General features: G+C 61.9%; 18 protein-coding genes. 11 read left to right on the top strand and 7 right to left on the bottom strand.

The window, feature by feature from the left end; all coding sequences use genetic code 11:
- Positions 1-32: 32 nt before the first annotated feature.
- Entirely contained in the window at positions 33-2612 is a 2580-nt protein-coding gene (clpB, locus tag ABI_RS07225; RefSeq protein ID WP_006272233.1) for an ATP-dependent chaperone ClpB, read from the bottom strand.
- Between the two features lie 149 nt (positions 2613-2761).
- Between clpB and ABI_RS07220 the strand changes: the two genes are divergently transcribed.
- Both ABI_RS07220 and ABI_RS07215 read left to right on the top strand, forming a co-directional pair.
- Positions 2762-3046 carry a hypothetical protein gene (locus tag ABI_RS07220; RefSeq protein ID WP_006272232.1) on the top strand — a complete coding sequence of 95 codons (285 nt, stop codon included), beginning with the start codon at positions 2762-2764 and terminating at the stop codon, positions 3044-3046.
- Positions 3043-3852: an SDR family oxidoreductase gene (locus ABI_RS07215; protein ID WP_006272231.1), complete on the top strand. Its 810-nt coding sequence runs from the start codon at positions 3043-3045 to the stop codon at positions 3850-3852. The genes ABI_RS07220 and ABI_RS07215 overlap by 4 nt, the downstream gene beginning before the upstream one ends.
- On the opposite strand, the gene ABI_RS07210 is transcribed toward ABI_RS07215, so the two are convergent.
- From ABI_RS07210 to ABI_RS07200, 3 genes are all read right to left on the bottom strand, one after another.
- Positions 3849-4217 carry a type II toxin-antitoxin system VapC family toxin gene (locus tag ABI_RS07210; RefSeq protein ID WP_157138739.1) on the bottom strand — a complete coding sequence of 123 codons (369 nt, stop codon included), beginning with the start codon at positions 4215-4217 and terminating at the stop codon, positions 3849-3851. The genes ABI_RS07215 and ABI_RS07210 overlap by 4 nt on opposite strands.
- A gap of 8 nt (positions 4218-4225) precedes the next feature.
- Positions 4226-4459: an AbrB/MazE/SpoVT family DNA-binding domain-containing protein gene (locus tag ABI_RS07205; protein WP_157138738.1), complete on the bottom strand. Its 234-nt coding sequence runs from the start codon at positions 4457-4459 to the stop codon at positions 4226-4228.
- A 122-nt stretch (positions 4460-4581) separates the two neighbouring features.
- Entirely contained in the window at positions 4582-5343 is a 762-nt protein-coding gene (locus ABI_RS07200) for an alpha/beta hydrolase (protein ID WP_006272228.1), read from the bottom strand.
- A 41-nt stretch (positions 5344-5384) separates the two neighbouring features.
- On the opposite strand from ABI_RS07200, the gene ABI_RS07195 reads away from it, so the two are divergent.
- The 5 genes from ABI_RS07195 (at position 5385) to ABI_RS07175 (ending at position 9359) form a co-directional block, all read left to right on the top strand.
- Positions 5385-6596 carry a glycosyltransferase family 4 protein gene (locus ABI_RS07195; RefSeq protein ID WP_050808214.1) on the top strand — a complete coding sequence of 404 codons (1212 nt, stop codon included), beginning with the start codon at positions 5385-5387 and terminating at the stop codon, positions 6594-6596.
- Positions 6597-6846: 250 nt separating this feature from the next.
- Positions 6847-7368, top strand: a complete 522-nt coding sequence (gene infC, locus ABI_RS07190) for a translation initiation factor IF-3 (protein ID WP_031234966.1) — start codon at positions 6847-6849, stop codon at positions 7366-7368.
- Positions 7369-7683: 315 nt separating this feature from the next.
- Positions 7684-7971, top strand: a complete 288-nt coding sequence (locus ABI_RS07185; RefSeq protein ID WP_006272225.1) for an RNA-binding S4 domain-containing protein — start codon at positions 7684-7686, stop codon at positions 7969-7971.
- Positions 7972-8058: 87 nt separating this feature from the next.
- A complete protein-coding gene (fdxA, locus tag ABI_RS07180) occupies positions 8059-8397 on the top strand; it encodes a ferredoxin FdxA (protein WP_006272224.1) in 339 nt (112 codons plus the stop codon).
- Positions 8398-8840: 443 nt separating this feature from the next.
- A complete protein-coding gene (locus ABI_RS07175) occupies positions 8841-9359 on the top strand; it encodes a CarD family transcriptional regulator (protein WP_006272223.1) in 519 nt (172 codons plus the stop codon).
- Positions 9360-9631: 272 nt separating this feature from the next.
- On the opposite strand, the gene ABI_RS07170 is transcribed toward ABI_RS07175, so the two are convergent.
- Positions 9632-10672: a sigma-54-dependent Fis family transcriptional regulator gene (locus tag ABI_RS07170; RefSeq protein ID WP_006272222.1), complete on the bottom strand. Its 1041-nt coding sequence runs from the start codon at positions 10670-10672 to the stop codon at positions 9632-9634.
- 305 nt (positions 10673-10977) lie between these two features.
- Between ABI_RS07170 and exaC the strand changes: the two genes are divergently transcribed.
- The 3 genes from exaC to ABI_RS07155 all read left to right on the top strand — a co-directional run bounded on the left by exaC (position 10978) and on the right by ABI_RS07155 (position 14864).
- Positions 10978-12495: an acetaldehyde dehydrogenase ExaC gene (gene exaC / locus ABI_RS07165; protein WP_006272221.1), complete on the top strand. Its 1518-nt coding sequence runs from the start codon at positions 10978-10980 to the stop codon at positions 12493-12495.
- Between the two features lie 568 nt (positions 12496-13063).
- Entirely contained in the window at positions 13064-13354 is a 291-nt protein-coding gene (gene rpmB, locus ABI_RS07160; RefSeq protein WP_006272220.1) for a 50S ribosomal protein L28, read from the top strand.
- A 106-nt stretch (positions 13355-13460) separates the two neighbouring features.
- On the top strand, positions 13461-14864 hold the full coding sequence (locus ABI_RS07155; protein WP_006272219.1) for a glycoside hydrolase family 140 protein: 1404 nt from the start codon (positions 13461-13463) through the stop codon (positions 14862-14864).
- Here the strand turns inward: ABI_RS07155 and ABI_RS07150 are convergent.
- Positions 14861-15778 carry an esterase-like activity of phytase family protein gene (locus tag ABI_RS07150; protein ID WP_006272218.1) on the bottom strand — a complete coding sequence of 306 codons (918 nt, stop codon included), beginning with the start codon at positions 15776-15778 and terminating at the stop codon, positions 14861-14863. The genes ABI_RS07155 and ABI_RS07150 overlap by 4 nt on opposite strands.
- A gap of 48 nt (positions 15779-15826) precedes the next feature.
- On the opposite strand from ABI_RS07150, the gene ABI_RS07145 reads away from it, so the two are divergent.
- Complete coding sequence (locus ABI_RS07145) at positions 15827-16009, top strand: hypothetical protein (RefSeq protein WP_006272217.1); 183 nt, start codon at positions 15827-15829, stop codon at positions 16007-16009.
- 10 nt (positions 16010-16019) lie between these two features.
- On the opposite strand, the gene cobT is transcribed toward ABI_RS07145, so the two are convergent.
- Positions 16020-17885: a cobaltochelatase subunit CobT gene (gene cobT / locus ABI_RS07140; RefSeq protein WP_006272216.1), complete on the bottom strand. Its 1866-nt coding sequence runs from the start codon at positions 17883-17885 to the stop codon at positions 16020-16022.
- Positions 17886-17908: the final 23 nt, after the last annotated feature.

Genomic DNA, 17908 nt, shown 5'->3' with positions numbered 1-17908 from the left:
GAATGTGGGGCCACGGGCCCCACGCCCCGTTACTAGTTCACAGTCGGCCGCCCGATCTGCAGCGCCTCCCCGTCAAACCCGACCTGGATCACGTCGCCATCGCCGAACTCCCCGGCCAGGATCTTGCGCGCAATCCCATCGACCAGGGTCTTCTGGATCACCCGCTTCAGCGGCCGCGCCCCGTAGGCCGGGTCAAAGCCCTTGTCGGCCAGGTAGTTCAGCGCCGCATCGTCGATGCTCAAGGTCATTTCACGGTCGGCCATCAGCTTCTCCAGGCCCTTGAGCTGGATCCGCACGATGTCGTGCATGTGGACCTTGTCCAGACGATGGAACAGGATCATTTCATCGACCCGGTTGAGGAACTCCGGCCGGAAATGCCGCCGGACCGCTTCCATTACCAGAGGCCGCACCGTCTCGATCGATGTGGCCTCATCCATATTGACGAGCACGTCCGAGCCCAGGTTTGAGGTCATCACGATCAGCGTGTTGCGGAAATCGACAACCCGTCCCTGACCATCGGTCAGACGCCCGTCATCCAGAACCTGCAACAGCACATTGAACACATCCGGGTGCGCTTTTTCGACTTCGTCGAACAAGACCACCTGATACGGCCGACGCCGCACAGCTTCGGTCAGGGCCCCGCCCTCATCATAACCGACATAACCCGGAGGCGCGCCGATCATCCGCGACACGGAGTGCTTCTCCATATATTCCGACATGTCCAAGCGCGTAATCGCCGTCTCGTCGTCGAACAGAAATTCCGCCAGGGCCTTGTTGAGCTCGGTCTTGCCGACGCCCGTCGGCCCCAGGAACAGGAACGAACCGATCGGCCGGTTGGGATCCTTCAACCCTGCCCGCGCCCGACGGACCGCATCCGACACCGCCGCCAGAGCTTCATCCTGACCGACGACGCGCTTGCGTAATTGGTCCTCCATACGCAGCAGCTTGTCGCGCTCGCCTTCCAGCATCTTGTCGACCGGAATCCCGGTCCAGCGCGACACCACCTGGGCGATCTGTGAGGCATCGACCACTTCTGGTGTCAGCGGCGTTTCCTGCGACGCGACCTCGGCCTTGGCCAGTTCCTTTTCCAAAGCCGGGATGCGGCCATACAGGATCTCCGACGCCTTCTGCAGGTCGCCGCCGCGCTGGGCATTGGCGAGCTCTATCCGCGCCCGGTCCAGCGCTTCACGCGCCCGCGCCGCCGAACCGACCTTGTCTTTTTCGGCCTTCCATTTGGTCGTCAGGTCCATCGACTTGACTTCCAGGTCCTCCAGTTCGTCGGTCAGCTTGTCGAGCCGCGTCCGCGACGCCGCATCGGTCTCCTTGTTCAGCGCTTCACGCTCGATCTTCAACTGCACGACACGCCGATCCAACTCATCCAGCTCTTCCGGCTTGGAGTCGACCGCCATACGCACGCGCGACGCGGCTTCGTCGATCAGGTCGATCGCCTTGTCCGGCAGGAAGCGGTCGGCAATGTAGCGGTTCGACAGGGTCGCCGCCGACACGATCGCCGAGTCGGAAATCCGCACGCCATGGTGAACCTCGTACTTTTCCTTCAGGCCGCGCAGGATCGAGATGGTGTCCTCGACCGTCGGCTCGGAGACAAACACCGGCTGGAAACGCCGCGCCAGGGCCGCGTCCTTCTCGACGTGCTTGCGATACTCGTCCAGGGTCGTGGCGCCGACGCAGTGCAACTCACCGCGCGCCAGAGCCGGCTTTAACAGGTTGGACGCATCCATGGCGCCGTCCGCCTTGCCGGCACCGACCAGGGTGTGCATCTCGTCGATGAACAGGACGATTTCGCCCTCGGCCGCGGTCACCTCATTCAGAACGGCCTTCAGTCGCTCTTCGAATTCGCCGCGATACTTGGCGCCCGCGATCAGGGCGCCCATATCGAGCGAGAAGAGTTTTTTGTTCTTCAGCGATTCCGGCACGTCGCCGTTGACGATACGCTGGGCCAGCCCCTCGACGATGGCGGTCTTGCCGACGCCGGGTTCGCCGATGAGCACCGGATTGTTCTTGGTACGGCGGGCCAGCACCTGAATGGTGCGGCGAATTTCCTCGTCGCGGCCGATCACCGGGTCGATCTTGCCGCTTTCGGCGGCTTCGGTCAGGTCGCGGGCGTATTTCTTCAGAGCATCGAAGCCGTTCTCAGCCGACGCCGTATCGGCGGTCTTGCCCTTACGGAACGCCGTCTGCGCTTCCTTGAGCGTCTTCAGATTAAGATTGGCCGCCTTGAGCACCGCGGCGCCGTCGCCGGTGTTCAGCGCGGCGACCAGCAGGCGGTCAGCCGTGACAAAACTGTCCCCCGCCTTTTGCGCCTCGGTTTCCGCCTCATTGAACAGCTTGGCGGTGTCGTTGTTCATATAGAGCTGGGTATTGCCGCCGCTGACCGACGGGATCTTGTTAAACGCCGCATCGACGGCGCCGGCAAAGGCGTCGGCATTGCCGCCGGCCAGGGCGACCAGACGCGAACTGAGCCCGTCCTTGTCTTCGGTCAGGGCCTTCAGCACATGGACCGGGGTAAAATACTGGTGGCTGCTGGCCTGGGCCAGGCTCTGGGCGCTTTGGATAAGCTTTTGGGTTTTTTCGGAATATTTCTCGATATTCATAAGGGGCTCCCCTGTCGGCGGATGATTGGAGCGGCCCTTTTCAAACAAGCAACCGCCACGTCACGGGATATGGTGTGGCATTCACGTCACACAAGTGCGCAGGTCTAAAATCGCTGGCGTGCGCCGCACAATCTGACTATAAAACCGGCATGAAGTTGCTGGATGACAAGATTTTCTACCCCCTGGCTGCCGTCATCGCGATCGCCATGATCGCGTTTGCCATGTCGTGGCCGCAGGGCCTGGGCACGCGCTCGCCGCCACCGTTCGGCCACGCCGAGCAACTTCCCGACTACTACCGCATGGTCAAGGAACGCGACGCCCGCCTGAAGCGTGAGGCGGCGGACAAGGCCGCGCGACGCGCCGAACAGGCCACCGAGAGCGCGACCGTATCCTCCGTCGTCGCCGAAGTCACCGACAGCGCCGGCGTCGAGTGAATCTGCTCGTCTTCGGTTATGGCTTCATCGGTGAGGCCTTTGCCAAAGCCCTTACCTTTGCCGTGCCGGGTGCCCGGATTACCGCCACCGCCCGTGATCCAGAAAAGCGCGCCAGGCTCCAGAGCCAGGGTGTAATCGCCATCGATCCCGCCGACAGCCGCTCGGCCTTCGAAGCCGCCGACGCCGTCCTGATTACGCCGGCGCCCGGCGACGACGGCTGTCCCGCCTTCGCCGCCCTGCAACCTGTGCGCAGCGGCCAATGGATCGGCTACCTCTCGACCACCGGCGTCTACGGCGACCGTGACGGCGGCTGGGTGTGGGAAGATAGCGAACTTTGCCCGACCTCCGCCGAAGGCCGGCGCCGCGTACTCGCCGAGAGCCAGTGGTTGTCGGCTGGCGCCCAGGTCTTCCGCCTGCCCGGCCTTTACGGTCCCGGCCGCAATGTCGTCGAGCGACTGAGGGACGGCACCGCCCGGCGCATCCACAAGCCAGGGCACGTTTTTTCCCGCCTTCACCACGACGACTGCGCGAGTGCCCTGGTGGCCAGCCTTAACCGCCCGCGCCCTGGTGGCGCCTATAACCTGTGCGACGATGAACCAGCCCCGGCGGACCAGGTGCTGGCGTATGCCGCGCAACTGACCGGCCTGCCCCTGCCCGACCCGACCGCGTGGGACGATCCGCGATATCCGGCTATGCAGCGGTTTTACCGTGACAACAAACGCGTGTCGAACGCCCGCGCCAAGGCTGAACTGGGTTGGTTCCCGCGCTATCCGACCTACCGCGAAGGCCTGAGGGCGCTGGCTTAGCGGATGACGACGATTTTCAGATTCAGGCCGACATTGGCCCATGGCTTATCGGCCGTCACCACCGTCGCCCGTTCCATCATCGCCACGGCCAGACAGGCACGGTCGCCCAGCGACAACCCCAGAGCCTTCGTTTGCGGGCGCAGCTTGCCGGCCAGCAAGGCCTGGGGCGCGCTGAAATCGACGACCGTCACGGGCAGCTTCGCCACGACCGCAGCGACGGCGTCGGGATCAATGCCGCGCTCGGTGCATTTGGTATAGACTTCAGCCAGGTTGATACTGCTGATCAGGGCTTCCGGGAGATAGGTCTCGACAATGTCGCAGCCCTTCTCCCGCCATAGCATCGCCAGGACCGCGGACGAATCCAAGACTGCCGTCATTCCCGCGCGGCCTCGGCGCGCCGATCGGCGATCAGTTCATCGACGATCGAGCCCGTGCCGGTATCGACGGCCTGGATCATATCCTGCAACTTTTTCAAGGCCATGGCCGGTGAGATCAGCCTCAGTTCGCCATCGACCAGTTCTCCGGTCAGCCGGCGATCTTCGCCGATCATCATGGCGCGCCGTATTTCGACAGGGATCAGAATCCGGCCATCAGGACCTATCTGCACAGGAAAATGGCTTGATGGCGTAAAGGGGGTCTCATCAAAACCCGGCCCAAAAGAATATGCCTTGGACATGTCAGCACCAAATCGTCAATTCTGATGCAACATGACAAATTTACTCTAAAATGTCAATCTGCCCGCAATTCGCCAACCATCTGCACCAACAAGGCCAGGTCCTGCTCACGCGACAACCGGTGATCGCCATCCTTGACCAGCCGGATCTGCGCGTCTGATGTCGAGAAGGCCTCAGCCAACCGCACGCCATGCTGCCACGGCACCAGAGCATCTTTCATGCCGTGCAGAACACGCACAGGGCCATCGAAAGCGATCGGCGCATTCAGCACCTCATGCCCTGCGGCCTCATCAAAAAACGCCTGGCTCAACGGCACCGGCCGATCATAACCCGGCATCATATGGACGCCTGTGGCTTCCAACTGCTGTCTGTCCTCCGGTGACAGGGAGGGAAGCATCAACTTAGTGGCGAAATCCGCGGCCGGTGCGAGGAAACCCGCCGCCTGCACCTTGCCAGGGCGTTCACGGATCAGCAACGACAGCATATGCCCGCCCATGCTGGAGCCCACCGCCACCACCGGCCCTTGCGTCAGGCTATCCGCCACGGCCAGGACATTGTCACGCCACCTACCGACCCGGGCCTCTTCGAAGGCGCCACCGGTCTCACCGTGGGCAAAATAGTCGAAACAAAGAAAATCCCAGCCGCGCGCCGCCGCCACGGTACTGATTGCGGCAATCTTGTTTCCGTTCATGTCGGACAGGAAGCCGCCCAGCCACAGGATGGTCGGGCCGTCACCGCGCAGATGACGATAGGCGATGCGGTCGCCCCCAGACGACTCAAGAAAAGAGGGCGTATCAAAAAAGGAAGGAGTCAACATGGTCTTGACTTAAAACGCCCGGAGACGGCACACAAGGCATTATGACCACCTCCTCCTTCACTGGCTGCGTCTTGCAGGTCGTCCCCGAACTGGATACCGGCGGCGTCGAACAGACCGTACTCGACGTCAGCGCCGCCATCCTGAAGGCCGGCGGCCGCTCGATCGTCGCCACCAAGGGCGGGCGGCTGGTCGATAGCCTGCGAAAGGCTGGTGCCACCGTCGTGCTGATGCCGGTCCACAGCAAGAACCCGTTCACACAACTCAAGAACTATTCGGCTCTGCGTAACCTGATCCGGCGCGAAAAGGTCGACATCGTCCATGTCCGGTCGCGCGCACCGGCCATGGCCGCCATCGGCGCCGCCCGCGCCGAAAAGATCCGCAGCGTCGCCACCTACCATGGCATCTACAACGCTAGATCGGGCCTGAAGCGCTGGTACAATAGCCAGATGACGCGCGCCGACATGACGATCGCCAATTCGGACTATACCCGCGACCACATCCTGAAGACCTACAGCCATGCCCTGCCCGAACGCGTGATCAGCATCCCGCGCGGCGTGGATCTGCTGCGCTTTGATCCGGAAGGCTTCGACGTCCGAAAGATCATGAAGCTGGACGAGGCCTGGGGCACCGGCGATAACGACACGCGCAACCGCTTTCTGCTGGCGGCACGCCTGACGCGTTGGAAGGGCCAGGTTTTGATCATCGAAGCGGCCAACCTGCTGAAACAACAGGGCACAACCGACTTCCTCATCCTGATCGCCGGCGACGACCAAGGCCGCACCGAGTACCGCGCCGAACTCGAAAAGCTGATCGATACCCATAGCCTTCAGGACCAGGTCAAGCTGGTCGGCCACGTCAGCGATATGCCCAGCGCCTACAGTATGTGCCACTTCGCCTTGGCACCATCGCTGGACCCCGAAGCTTTCGGCCGCACAGCCGTTGAGCCCCAGGCCATGCAGCGCCCGCCTTTGGCCGCCGCTCATGGCGCCACGGTCGAAACCGTGGCCGACGGGGTAACGGGCTGGCTGGTAAAACCGGGCGACGCGAACGCCTGGGCCGAGGCGATGAAGACCGCCATGGCATTGTCGGATGAGCAACGTTTTGACATGGGCGTGGCCGGCCGCACCCATGTCAAGGCACACTTCAGCCTGGATGTGATGTGCGAACGCACCCTTGATGTCTATCGGGCGCTGCTTATATTAACTTCGCGCAAATACAACAGCCGAGCGAATATCAACCGTCATGAAGAATGACGCTTGATATTCGCATTTTTTCAGCTCAAACGCCGCATGGCTCCTCGCGCAAGCTCGGTCGGCCAGTTGGCCTTGCCAAGGCGGGATGATGCGAGATCATCGTGCCCTGGAGCAATTCCTGAAAATTTAACCGTTTCGGCATATTAGGAATTGCGGTCGGGCCTGCCTTTCGGCATAATCCCGCGCGACTCTTTCAGAGCCTCACCCGTTACCATTAACTATCGTAGGAGAACGACCTATTCGTCGCCCGATCCAAGCCCCGCCTCCCAAAGACGGCCCCCGCATCAATCAGGACATCAAGGTCCCGCGCGTATTGTTGATTGACCAGAACGGTGAGAAGCAAGGCATCATGCCCACTTCTTCCGCGCTCGAAGCCGCAGAAGAAGCAGGTCTGGACCTCGTCGAGGTCTCTCCCACCGCTGATCCTCCCGTCTGCAAGATTCTCGACTACGGTAAGTTCCGCTTCCAAGAGCAGAAGAAAAAGGCCGAAGCTCGCAAGAAGCAGAAGGTCGTCGAAATCAAGGAAATCAAGCTTCGCCCGAACATCGACATCCACGATTACGAGGTCAAGGCCAAGGCCATGACCCGCTTCTTCGAGGAAGGCGACAAGGTCAAGGTGACTTTGCGTTTCCGTGGCCGTGAAATGGCGCACCCGGAACTGGGCATGAAACTGCTCAACAAGGTCAAGGCTGACTTCGAGCCCACCACCAAGGTCGAATACGAGCCTCGGATGGAAGGCAAGCAGATGATCATGATTTTGGCACCCAAATAGGCGCCTGAAGATCGATCCCGATCAGCCCCGCTTCGGCGGGGCTTTTTCGTAAAGGAAGTAAGATTTAACACGGAAGGCGGTGAAACGCCGGCCTTCGGCCGTCGACACGGAAATTCGCGTTGAGCCGCGCGAAGCGCCTTACTGCGGGTCTCAATAAGAAGTCGCTTCGCGCGGGAGAGTGAACGACCGGAAATCCGAGTATTTCCGTGCCGCCGCGCAGCGGCGTTTCCGTGCTTTCCGTGGTTCCCCTTTAAAAGCTTCTGAACAGACCACCGACAGCTTTACAACTCCGCCACCGCCAACCATATCGGGCCCATGTCCGAACCCGCACAATCCGTCCGTCTTGACGTCTGGTTATGGCGCGCCCGCTTCTTCAAGACGCGCGCCTTGTCGGCTCAAATGTGCGACTCAGGCCATGTCCGCCTGGAACGCTTCGGCCTTGTTAACAGGGTGGACAAATCGTCGCAGGCCATCAAACCCGGCGACCGGCTGATCTTCGCCCTAGGCGCGCGCCTTATCGACATCGAAATCCTCGATACCGGTGAACGGCGCGGCCCGGCAGCAGAAGCCCGGACACTCTATCGCGCTAACGCTTCCGTTTAGAACAAATGGCTTTCCCGTCAGCGGGATAGGGTTGACATTAGGACCTTAAGTTTGCATGACGCACCTGTTCAAAAAGGCTTACCCGTTATGACCTACATCGTCACCGACCCCTGCGTGAAGTGCAAGTTCATGGACTGCGTCGAGGTGTGCCCGGTCGACTGCTTCTACGAGGGCGAAAACTTCCTGGTTATCAATCCGGATGAGTGCATTGACTGCGGCGTCTGCGAGCCGGAATGCCCCGTCGACGCGATCAAGCCCGACACCGAGGATGAAGGCACCAAGTGGTTGGAAATCAACACGAAATATGCCGCAGTCTGGCCGAACATCTCGGAAAAGGGTACACCGCCCGCCGACCGTGAAGAGTATGAACGCGAAACCGGCAAGTACGAAAAATATTTCTCCGAAAAGCCCGGAGACGGTAAATAAATACCGCGCAATCTGTGTAAACGGTTGAATCCGGCCTGTTTGCGGTCGCGAAGACCCGTGACTTACAGAGCCTTTATCTTGTCGCAAATTTGTGATATAAAGTTCGGTATTGCAAGAGTCGAACGGGTTCTCCCATGTCTTTGCGGACATAATCGGGGCCTTCACGATCCGCGCATATCTTCTTTTGTTTTATGCGTCCAGAACCGGGCTTCTCCTTCGGGCCTGTGACGCGCCATCGACGCAGGTCGGATGCCAACCTTGTCTTAGTCAGGAAATGACGCGCACATAGAGACCAGAAGGACCTACCTTCCCGGTCTAATTTCTTGTGCGCTCTCGACATGTCTGCCCCCTCCCCGGAGCAGGCCTGCCAGCTTCTGACACCCTATTGAGACTATGGTTAACATCCGCGTCCGGTCACAACCTTGAGCGAAAGGGACGTACACATGTCCGCAGACACCCTCACCCTCTCCCGTTTTGATTTTTCCGTAGGCGACAAGGTCGTCTATCCGGCGCATGGCGTCGGCACCGTCGCGGCGGTCGAGACTCAGGAAGTGGCTGGTTACGCTCTGGAAGTTTTCGTCGTCACCTTCGACCACGAGAAAATGACCCTGCGCGTCCCGACCAAAAAGGCCAAGACCGCCGGTCTGCGCCACCTGGCCGCCGAAGCCGTCATGTCGCAGGCCCTGGTCACCCTGAAGGGCCGCGCCCGTATCAAACGCACCATGTGGTCGCGCCGCGCCCAGGAATATGAAGCCAAGATCAACTCGGGCTGCCTGGTGTCGCTGGCCGAGGTCGTGCGCGACCTGTACCGTTCGGACAGCCAGCCGGAACAATCCTATTCCGAGCGCCAACTCTATGAGTCGGCCCTGGACCGCATGGCCCGCGAAGTCGCCGCGATCGAAAAGATCGACCGTGACGCCGCCGTCGCCCTGCTCAACAAGAACCTGACCAAGGCGGCGTAAGCCGTCCGATTGTCGGATACGAGAAGAGCCTCTCAGGGGAAACCTGGGAGGCTTTTTTGATACCTCCCCGCGAGCGGGGAGGGGAACCATGAGCGGGAACGAGCAAAGCGAAGTGGAGCGAAATGGTGGTGGGGCGACTTGCCGTCCAAGTTGCGGACCACGGCGTTTCGAAAGAAAGTCGCCCCACCACCGCACCTCACTCACTGGCGGCCTACGGCCTGGCTCATTCGAGCGGTCCCCCTCCCCACGCAAGCGCAGGGAGGTATAATGGATCACTGTCCCGCCATCCGGCGGTAAATCGTACTGCGATGAATACCCAGTTGTCGGGCCGCCGCGCTGACACTGCCATTGTGGACAGCCAAAGCATTGCGGATGGTGGCCAGTTCCAGGTCCACGAGCGACGACGTCGACACAGCAAGCGGCACAGAGGCCAATCCGTCATCATCGAGGCGAGCTACGAACTCACGCCCGTCACGCCCATGCAGCGGGCCGCTGCTTAAGGACGCAGCGTCGAACAGGTCTTCCAGATGCAGGCTGTCCAGGCCATCCCAACTGCGCCCGACCAGGGACAGGCCGCGCCGGTTGGCCGCTACCACGACGCCGTCGCGAAACACCAGGATGCCCTCGCGCGCGGCGCCGAGAAGCGCCGGATCGGTCTGGAACCGCAGGGTCTGGCAGCCTTCGAAGCCACCGCGAAACAGCCGGTGTTCGATCTGCTCCACCGCCATGCGCACCATGCCCAGCATCTGTCCCGCCGGCAGGGTTGACGGTGTCGAGATATCCAGCACGCCCAGGGTCGCGCCGCGCGGATCGATGATCGGCGTGGCGGCACAGCTCAAATTCTGATGTCCGCGGAAATAATGTTCTGCGCCATTGACCACGACGGCACGGCGTTCGGCGATCGCTGTTCCGATGGCATTGGTGCCAGTGCCGTCCTCGCTCCACTGGGCGCCCGGCCGCAAAGCCACTTCCGCCGCCCGACCAGCAAAGGCGGGATCTCCCACGGCATCGAGGATCTCTCCCTTGGCGTTGGTCAGAACGACCATGCCCGCCAGCTCACGTGCCTCGCCATACAGGGCGTCCAACTCGGGCCGGCAGATCCGGCGCAAAGCTTCATGACGTTCTTGCAGCACCTTCAGCTCCGATCGCGTCGGCGCGGCAAAATCGGGCGTGGCGGACTCGTTCAACCCCATGTCGGCGCAACGAATCCATGACCGCAGAATGGCATGGCCAATCTGGTCGACAGGCAGGCCCTTACCCGCAAAGAAGGTCTTGCGGGCGGCTTCGATCTGAGACGGCTGGGCAGGGATCAAGTCCCGCCTCCCTGGTTTATGATTATTGCAACCGATTGAATGCCCATAAGCGCGCCGGTGCAAGCCAAATCAAGCGGGATCACAGCAAGATTGATCCGGACACACGCCCCGACCGTCGCAATTTGCGACACCACCGCGACAACCGCCGCGGGGCGCGACACCCAGGCGCAAAGCCTGCGAAAAACCCTGTCAATCCGCCGCTCGCACCTCCTGCCGCTGTTGCCGGATCAGGCCATTCGGGCGCAGCCTGATGGCCAAGCTGGACGGGGCGCAACCCGCCACACTGACCCGCAGGAGGATCACAGATGACCAAGTTCGAACGCCTGATCGACGCCGGCACCCCATTCCGCACGCGATATGGCAACTATATCGGCGGCGAATGGATCGAGCCGGTCCTGGGACGCTACATGGACAACCTGTCCCCGGTCAACGGCCGCAAGCTGTGCGAAGTCCCGCGCTCCACGTCGGAAGATATCGACCTCGCCCTGGACGCCGCCCACCGCGCCAAGGATGCCTGGGGCCGAACTTCGGTGACCGAACGCTCCAACATCCTGCTCAGAATCGCTGACCGTATCGAAGCCAATCTGCCGCTGATCGCCGAGGCCGAAACCTGGGACAATGGCAAGCCGTTGCGTGAAACCACGGTCGCCGACATTCCCCTGGCCATCGACCATTTCCGCTACTTCGCCGGCTGCATTCGCGCCCAGGAAGGCTCGATCGGCGAGATCGACAACGACACCGTCGCCTATCATTTCCATGAGCCCCTGGGCGTCGTCGGTCAGATCATTCCGTGGAACTTCCCTATCCTGATGGCGGCTTGGAAGCTGGCGCCCGCCCTGGCCGCTGGCAACTGCGTCATCATGAAACCGGCTGAACAAACCCCGGCCTCGATTCTGGTGGTGGCTGAACTGATCCACGATCTGCTGCCGCCCGGCGTGCTCAACATCGTCAACGGTACCGGCATTGAAGCCGGCAAGCCTTTGGCCCAGAGCCCGCGCATCGCCAAGGTCGCCTTTACCGGCTCGACGGCGGTGGGCAAGGAGATCATGCGCTATGCCGCCGACAACGTGACCAACATCACCCTCGAACTGGGCGGCAAGTCGCCTAACGTTTTCTTCGCTGACGTCATGGCCGAAGACGACGCCTTCCTCGACAAGGCGCTGGAAGGATTCGCCTTCTTCGCCCTGAACCAGGGTGAGGTCTGCACCTGCCCGTCGCGCGCCCTTGTGCACGAATCCATCTACGACCGCTTTATGGAAAAGGCCCTGGCCCGGGTGAAGGCGATCACCCAGGGCGATCCGCTGGATATGGGCACAATGATCGGCGCCCAGGCATCACAGGAGCAGTACGACAAGATCCGGCGCTATCTCGAAATCGGTCGCAATGAAGGCGCCAGGGTCCTGACCGGCGGCGATATCACCCGGCTGGGCGGCGACCTCAATGACGGCTTCTACATCCAGCCGACGGTCTTCGAAGGCCACAACAAGATGCGCGTCTTCCAGGAGGAGATCTTTGGCCCGGTCGTGTCGGTAACCACCTTCAAGACGGTCGAGGAAGCTATCGAAATAGCCAACGACACGGTCTACGGTCTGGGCGCCGGAGTGTGGTCGCGCGACATGAACCTGGCCTACCGCGCCGGCCGCGGCATCCAGGCGGGCCGTGTGTGGACCAACTGCTACCATGCCTACCCGGCGCACGCGGCGTTTGGCGGCTACAAGCAGTCGGGTATCGGCCGCGAAACCCACAAGATGATGCTGGGTCACTACCAGCAGACCAAGAACCTGCTGGTCTCCTATGCCCCGCAGAAACTGGGCTTCTTCTGAGTTGCTTCTGCCGCAACCATTGAGCCAGCCCCCGGCCCCATGTGCCGGGGGCTTTTTCACTAAGCTGATACCTCCCCGCGTGCGCTCTAGGGTTTGCAGACAAGCCGCTCGACCTCTCTACCCACGATAATGCCTTGTAATAACTTCCTTTTTCCTCCCCACTTGTTGGGGAGGGGGACCATGAGCGAAGCAAAACGCAGCGTAGCGAAGTGACGCGCAGCGAAATGGTGGTGGGGTATCTTTGCGTACTCGGATAAAGTCAAGCTGTTGAAAGTAAAGTAAGAAACCCCACCACCGCACCTCTCTCACTGCGCCCTCCGGGCTCCGCTCGTTCGAGCGGTCCCCTCCCCGACAAGCGGGGAGGAAAAAGAGAGAGGTAACCTGCGCGGACTTGTGTGAATCGTCTAGCGCGCTTGCGGTGAGAGGTATAAGCAACAGAAGCCCAAGACAGCAAAAAAGTGGTTTAGCCCTTGACCTGTCAGCGGGCTTTCGTTATGGAACGGCCCTCTTGGCGGCCCGAGGTCCTCTGGCCGCCGCATCCTATTATCTTTACTCGAAGGTAGAACCCATGTCGCGTCGTTGCGAACTCACCGGTGTCGGTCCCATGGTCGGCCACAGCGTGAGCCACTCAAATGTCAAGACGAAGCGCCGCTTCCTGCCGTCTCTGCGTCAAACCGCCCTGCAATCCGAAGCGCTGGGTCAGGCCTATCGGCTGAAGATTTCGAACGCTGCCCTGCGCACGCTCGACTTTCGTGGCGGCCTGGATGCCTTCCTGGTCAAGGCCGACGACGCCGATCTGTCGCTGCGCGCTCGTCGCCTGAAGAAGCAGATCAAGGACAAGCTGGCCGCCAAGGCTTAAGTTTCCGACTTCTGATCGAACACACAAAGAACCCTGGCCCGCAAGGTCCGGGGTTTTTTGTTGCCGTAATTCCGGATAGGCTCGCCCAAAACACCGGGAGAGAACCATGCGCCTGATCGCCCTCGCCGCCATCCTCGCGGCCTTAGCCGTCCCCGCTGCGGCCAAGCCGCTACCGCCTCTGTCAGTTTCGCCCAATGGCCATTACTTCGTCACCCCAGACGGCAAGCCCTTCTTCTGGCTGGGGGACACGGCCTGGGAACTCATCCACGCCGCGACACCGGATGAACAGGCCTACTACCTCAAGACCCGCAGCCGACAGGGCTATACCATCATCCAAACGGTGGTGTTGGGCGAGGTCGACGGCCTGCGCAAACCGACTCCCGATGGCCTGACGCCGTTTCAGGATGGCGACCCGTCCAAACCCAACCTGGCCTATTTCGACCGCGTCGCGCAGGTGGTGGAACGCGCCGAAAGCGATGGTCTCTATGTCGCCCTGCTACCGACCTGGGGTGACAAGGTCACCGCCATGTGGGGCTTGGGCCCACAGATCTTCCCGCCTTCCGATCCCGCCCGCGCTGAAGCCTATGGCCGCTTCCTCGCCGGGCATTTGAAATGCCGTGACAATATCGTGTGGATGCTGGGCGGAGATCGGCCACCTGAGAACGACGGCGTCGATTATCGCCCCGTCTGGGCCGCCATGGCCAAAGGGATTACCACAGCCTGTGGCCACGACCCGCTGATCGCCTACCACCCGAGCGGCGGGCCGCAAGGGACGTCCTACACCCTGCCCAATGCCGCCTGGCTGGATATCCACGGCATGCAAAGCGGTCATGGCGGCGGCCACGACGTCCCAGTGTGGGAGATGGTCGCCCACGACTTCGCCCTTCCCAAGCCCAAGCCGACCCTCGATCTGGAACCCAACTACGAGGACCATCCTTACAATTCGTGGCCGCGCTGGGACGCTGCCACCGGCTATTTCGATGACTACGATGTCCGCAAACAAACCTATCGCTCGGTCTTTGCCGGCGCGGCCGGCGTCACCTATGGCCACCATTCGATATGGGGCATGGTCGGCCCGCGCAACGACGTCATCAACCACGCCAGGATGGATTGGGTGACCGCCCTGCACCGCCCGGGTGGCCGCCAAATGGTCTTTCTGCGCGACCTGATCGAATCACGGCCGCAACTGGACCGCATTCCCGACGACAGCCTGATCCTCGAAGGTCAGGACAGCGGAAACCTGCATATGACGGCGACGCGAGACGCCGCCGGCACCTATGCCTTTGTCTATTTCCCGCTCAATGACCGTCCGGCCACCATCGACCTAACCCGACTGAAGGCGAAAACCGTGAAGGCCTGGTGGTATGATCCGCGCACCGGCTTTGCCCGTCCGATGGGAGAGCACACCGGCCCGACATTGAAGGTGACAAGCCCGCCCACCGGTCCCGACTGGGTTCTCGTCCTGGACGATGCCACCAAGGGCTATACTGTGCCTGGAACAAAACCTTAGAGCGTCCAGTCAAACATCAGCAGCCGCGGCTTGCCGTCATCGGCCAGGCTGTCGGAGATCACGTACAGACGGTAGCCGGCGTCCGTCTTCACCGCCGCCACGCCTTCGTAATTGTCGGCGGCGAGGGGTGGCGCCACAGCCGCCATGTCCTCGACCTTGACCAGCACGCCGTCCGTCAACCGTAGCCGGGTCAACACTGAACGCGGCCCGCTGAACGGCGAATAGAAGCGATACAGCGCCAGAACTTCGTCGCTGCGCCCCGGCACCGGCGCCAGCGACACCAGCTTGTACATAAAGCCCGGCACCGACGGCCCGGCTACGGCCTTGCAGCCCGGCCTTGCCACGCCACACAGCCAGAACCCACCCGACTCCGCGCCCGCCAACAATTGCCCATCCAGCCAGGCCAGACCTTCCAGCCCTTCATTGTTGGGCAGGGCCGGCAGGCCCGGCAGCGAAAGCTGCGTGGGTGTCGCGCTCCAGGCGGCACCGGGGGCATAGACCATGACGCGATGCAGGCGCTCAAAGCTGACATAGCGCGTACCGTCCGGACCGGTCGCCAGATCTTCAGCGTCGTTGAAATCGCGGTTGATCGAGGTCTTGCCGTCACGATCGCGCAGCAGGTCGATCTTCGCTGCTCCCCCGTCCAGCGGGAACCGAACCACCGCACCAAGGTCGCTCAGCGCCGTAACCTGGCCGTCGGCAATCTCCAGGTCCGACAGACCCATGACCTGCGACGTGCCTTGAGCAACGACCTGATAGCCACCGGCATAGCGCACCTTGGCGTTCAGCGGCTTGGCGGCGGCGGCGGCTGGCAAGGGCACGAGCGCGATGCGCTCGCTACCATAGGGGCGCAACTCCGCGTGGACAGGCCAGGCCAGCAAAAGTGCGGCGATCGTCAGGTTCAGCCATCTCATGGTCGGTCTCAGTTTGTAATCCGTGTGGCTTGCTGATATCATGTGTGGATGCAAACTGAATCTACAGAATACGAAATCGGTCTTTATCCGCGCGGTCCCAATAGCTGCCAATGGAAGATCTGGCCTAAAGCCGGCGGCACCCCCGTCGCCACCGGCGTTGAACGCAACTGGGCGGATGCGCAGAAGGCGTCGCAACGCGCCAAGGAACGCTTGGTCGCCAAGGGCGCTTAGGCGCCACACGTCATTTTTCTTGAAAGAGCTCGGTGAGCTTATCCATTAACCCACCGGCAAGGTGCTCGACGTCGATCAAGGTCAGGGCGCGCTTGTAGTAGCGCGTCACGTCGTGGCCAATACCGATGGCGACCAGTTCGACGCGATCGGCCTGCTTTTTGGGCCCGCCTTCGATTTCGGCAATCACGCGACGCAGGTGGTTTTCGAGATAGTGACCATTGTTGACGCTCAGGGTCGAGTCATCGACCGGCGCGCCATCGGAAATCACCATCAGGATCTTGCGCTGCTCGGGACGGTTGACCAGTCGTGAATGCGCCCATTGCAGCGCCTCGCCGTCGATATTCTCCTTCAGCAGGCCTTCACGCATCATCAGGCCCAGATTCTTGTGCGTCCGGCGCCACGGCGAATCCGCCGCCTTGTAGATGATGTGACGCAGATCGTTCAGCCGCCCCGGACCGGCCGGCTTGCCTTCACGTACCCACTTTTCACGCGACAGCCCGCCCTTCCACGCCTTGGTGGTGAAGCCCAAAATCTCGACCTTGACGCCGCAACGTTCCAGCGTCCGCGCCAGCACGTCGGCGCAGATGGCGGCCACCATGATCGGACGGCCACGCATCGAACCCGAATTGTCAAGCAACAGCGTCACCACCGTGTCGCGGAATTCGGTGTCCTTTTCCTGCTTGAACGACAAGGGGGCCGACGGATCAACGATGACCCGGGTCAGCTTGGCGGCGTCCAGCACGCCTTCTTCGAGGTCGAACGACCACGACCGGCTCTGCTGCGCCATCAACTTGCGCTGAAGCTTGTTGGCCAAACGCGACACCACCGTCGCCATATTGGCCAGTTGGGCGTTCAAAAAGCCACGCAGCCGCTCCAGTTCCTCGGGCTCGCACAGGTCTTCGGCCGCGACGACCTCGTCGAACTGACGGGTATAGACGTCGTAATCTTTCTTGACCTTGTCGGCAAAAGGCGGCTCGTCGCGGACATCAGCCTCGCCGGCCTCGCCATCGGGCACCTCGTCGGTCGAGCTTTCGGACGCCATCTGCGGATCGCCCGACATCTGGGTATAATCGTCTTCGCCCTCCTGGGCCTGTTCCTGGCCTTGCTGGTCGGGTTCGGGCTGGTCAGGCTGTTGCTCGCTTTCGTCAGGCTGCTCGTCCTGTTCGGCGTCATCCTGGGGGCTGTCACCGTCGTTTTCGCCCTCCTCGCCCTCGTCCTGCTTTTCCTCCTCGGCATCGAGGCTGTCATCGACAAGGTCCAGGGCGGTCAACACCTTGCGCGCCTGCTGGGTGAAGGCCTTCTGGTCGTGAATCAGGGCCGCCAGCTTCTCCAGACCGTCGCCGGTCTTGTCGGCGATCTCGTGGCGCAGCATGTTGACGACGCGCTGGACCGACGCCGGAACCGGATCGCCCGTGACGGCCTCGCGCGCCATCAGACCCAGGATCTCGGGCAGGCCCAGGTCGGCCTTGTCGTCCTTGCGCATGAGGCCCGACCGTTCCAGGTCGTTCTCCAGCGCCGCCTGGAGATTCAGCCGCACACCGGCCATGGCGCGGGCGCCAATGGCGTCCAGTCGCGCCGCTTCCAGGGCATCGAAGGCTTCACCGGACAGGCTATCGCGCGGCCTGGCGCGAGCATCGACGGCGGCGTCATGGTGGGCACGGCGCAGCGCCATGCGGTCGGCCTGGCCGCGCACCCGCTGGGCCAACTTGGGCGCCAGGTCGCGCGGCGGGTGCGGCAGGATCAGCTTCTGGCCATCCAGACGCGGTCCATCCGAGCCGAAGACGACCTCGAGCTCGGCATCTTCCGCCAGAGCGCGGGTCGAATGGATCAGCGCCTTCTTGAACGGTTCACTGAGGATGGTCGGCTTTTGCGCCATAGGTGCAGCAGGTCTTTCTAAAC

This window comes from Asticcacaulis biprosthecium C19 (assembly GCF_000204015.1).
GTDB lineage: Bacteria > Pseudomonadota > Alphaproteobacteria > Caulobacterales > Caulobacteraceae > Asticcacaulis > Asticcacaulis biprosthecius.
Note: the sequence above shows the minus strand (reverse complement) of the source record. Positions and strands in the feature narration are given on the sequence as shown.

Bases quoted from the DNA above. Each gene is read 5' to 3' on its own strand.
- clpB (WP_006272233.1), bottom strand. From the start codon at position 2,612: ATGAATATCGAGAAATATTCCGAAAAAACCCAAAAGCTTATCCAAAGC.
- ABI_RS07220 (WP_006272232.1), top strand. From the start codon at position 2,762: ATGAAGTTGCTGGATGACAAGATTTTCTACCCCCTGGCTGCCGTCATC.
- ABI_RS07200 (WP_006272228.1), bottom strand. From the start codon at position 5,343: ATGTTGACTCCTTCCTTTTTTGATACGCCCTCTTTTCTTGAGTCGTCT.
- ABI_RS07195 (WP_050808214.1), top strand. From the start codon at position 5,385: ATGACCACCTCCTCCTTCACTGGCTGCGTCTTGCAGGTCGTCCCCGAA.
- ABI_RS07185 (WP_006272225.1), top strand. From the start codon at position 7,684: ATGTCCGAACCCGCACAATCCGTCCGTCTTGACGTCTGGTTATGGCGC.
- fdxA (WP_006272224.1), top strand. From the start codon at position 8,059: ATGACCTACATCGTCACCGACCCCTGCGTGAAGTGCAAGTTCATGGAC.
- ABI_RS07175 (WP_006272223.1), top strand. From the start codon at position 8,841: ATGTCCGCAGACACCCTCACCCTCTCCCGTTTTGATTTTTCCGTAGGC.
- exaC (WP_006272221.1), top strand. From the start codon at position 10,978: ATGACCAAGTTCGAACGCCTGATCGACGCCGGCACCCCATTCCGCACG.
- rpmB (WP_006272220.1), top strand. From the start codon at position 13,064: ATGTCGCGTCGTTGCGAACTCACCGGTGTCGGTCCCATGGTCGGCCAC.
- ABI_RS07155 (WP_006272219.1), top strand. From the start codon at position 13,461: ATGCGCCTGATCGCCCTCGCCGCCATCCTCGCGGCCTTAGCCGTCCCC.
- ABI_RS07150 (WP_006272218.1), bottom strand. From the start codon at position 15,778: ATGAGATGGCTGAACCTGACGATCGCCGCACTTTTGCTGGCCTGGCCT.
- ABI_RS07145 (WP_006272217.1), top strand. From the start codon at position 15,827: ATGCAAACTGAATCTACAGAATACGAAATCGGTCTTTATCCGCGCGGT.
- cobT (WP_006272216.1), bottom strand. From the start codon at position 17,885: ATGGCGCAAAAGCCGACCATCCTCAGTGAACCGTTCAAGAAGGCGCTG.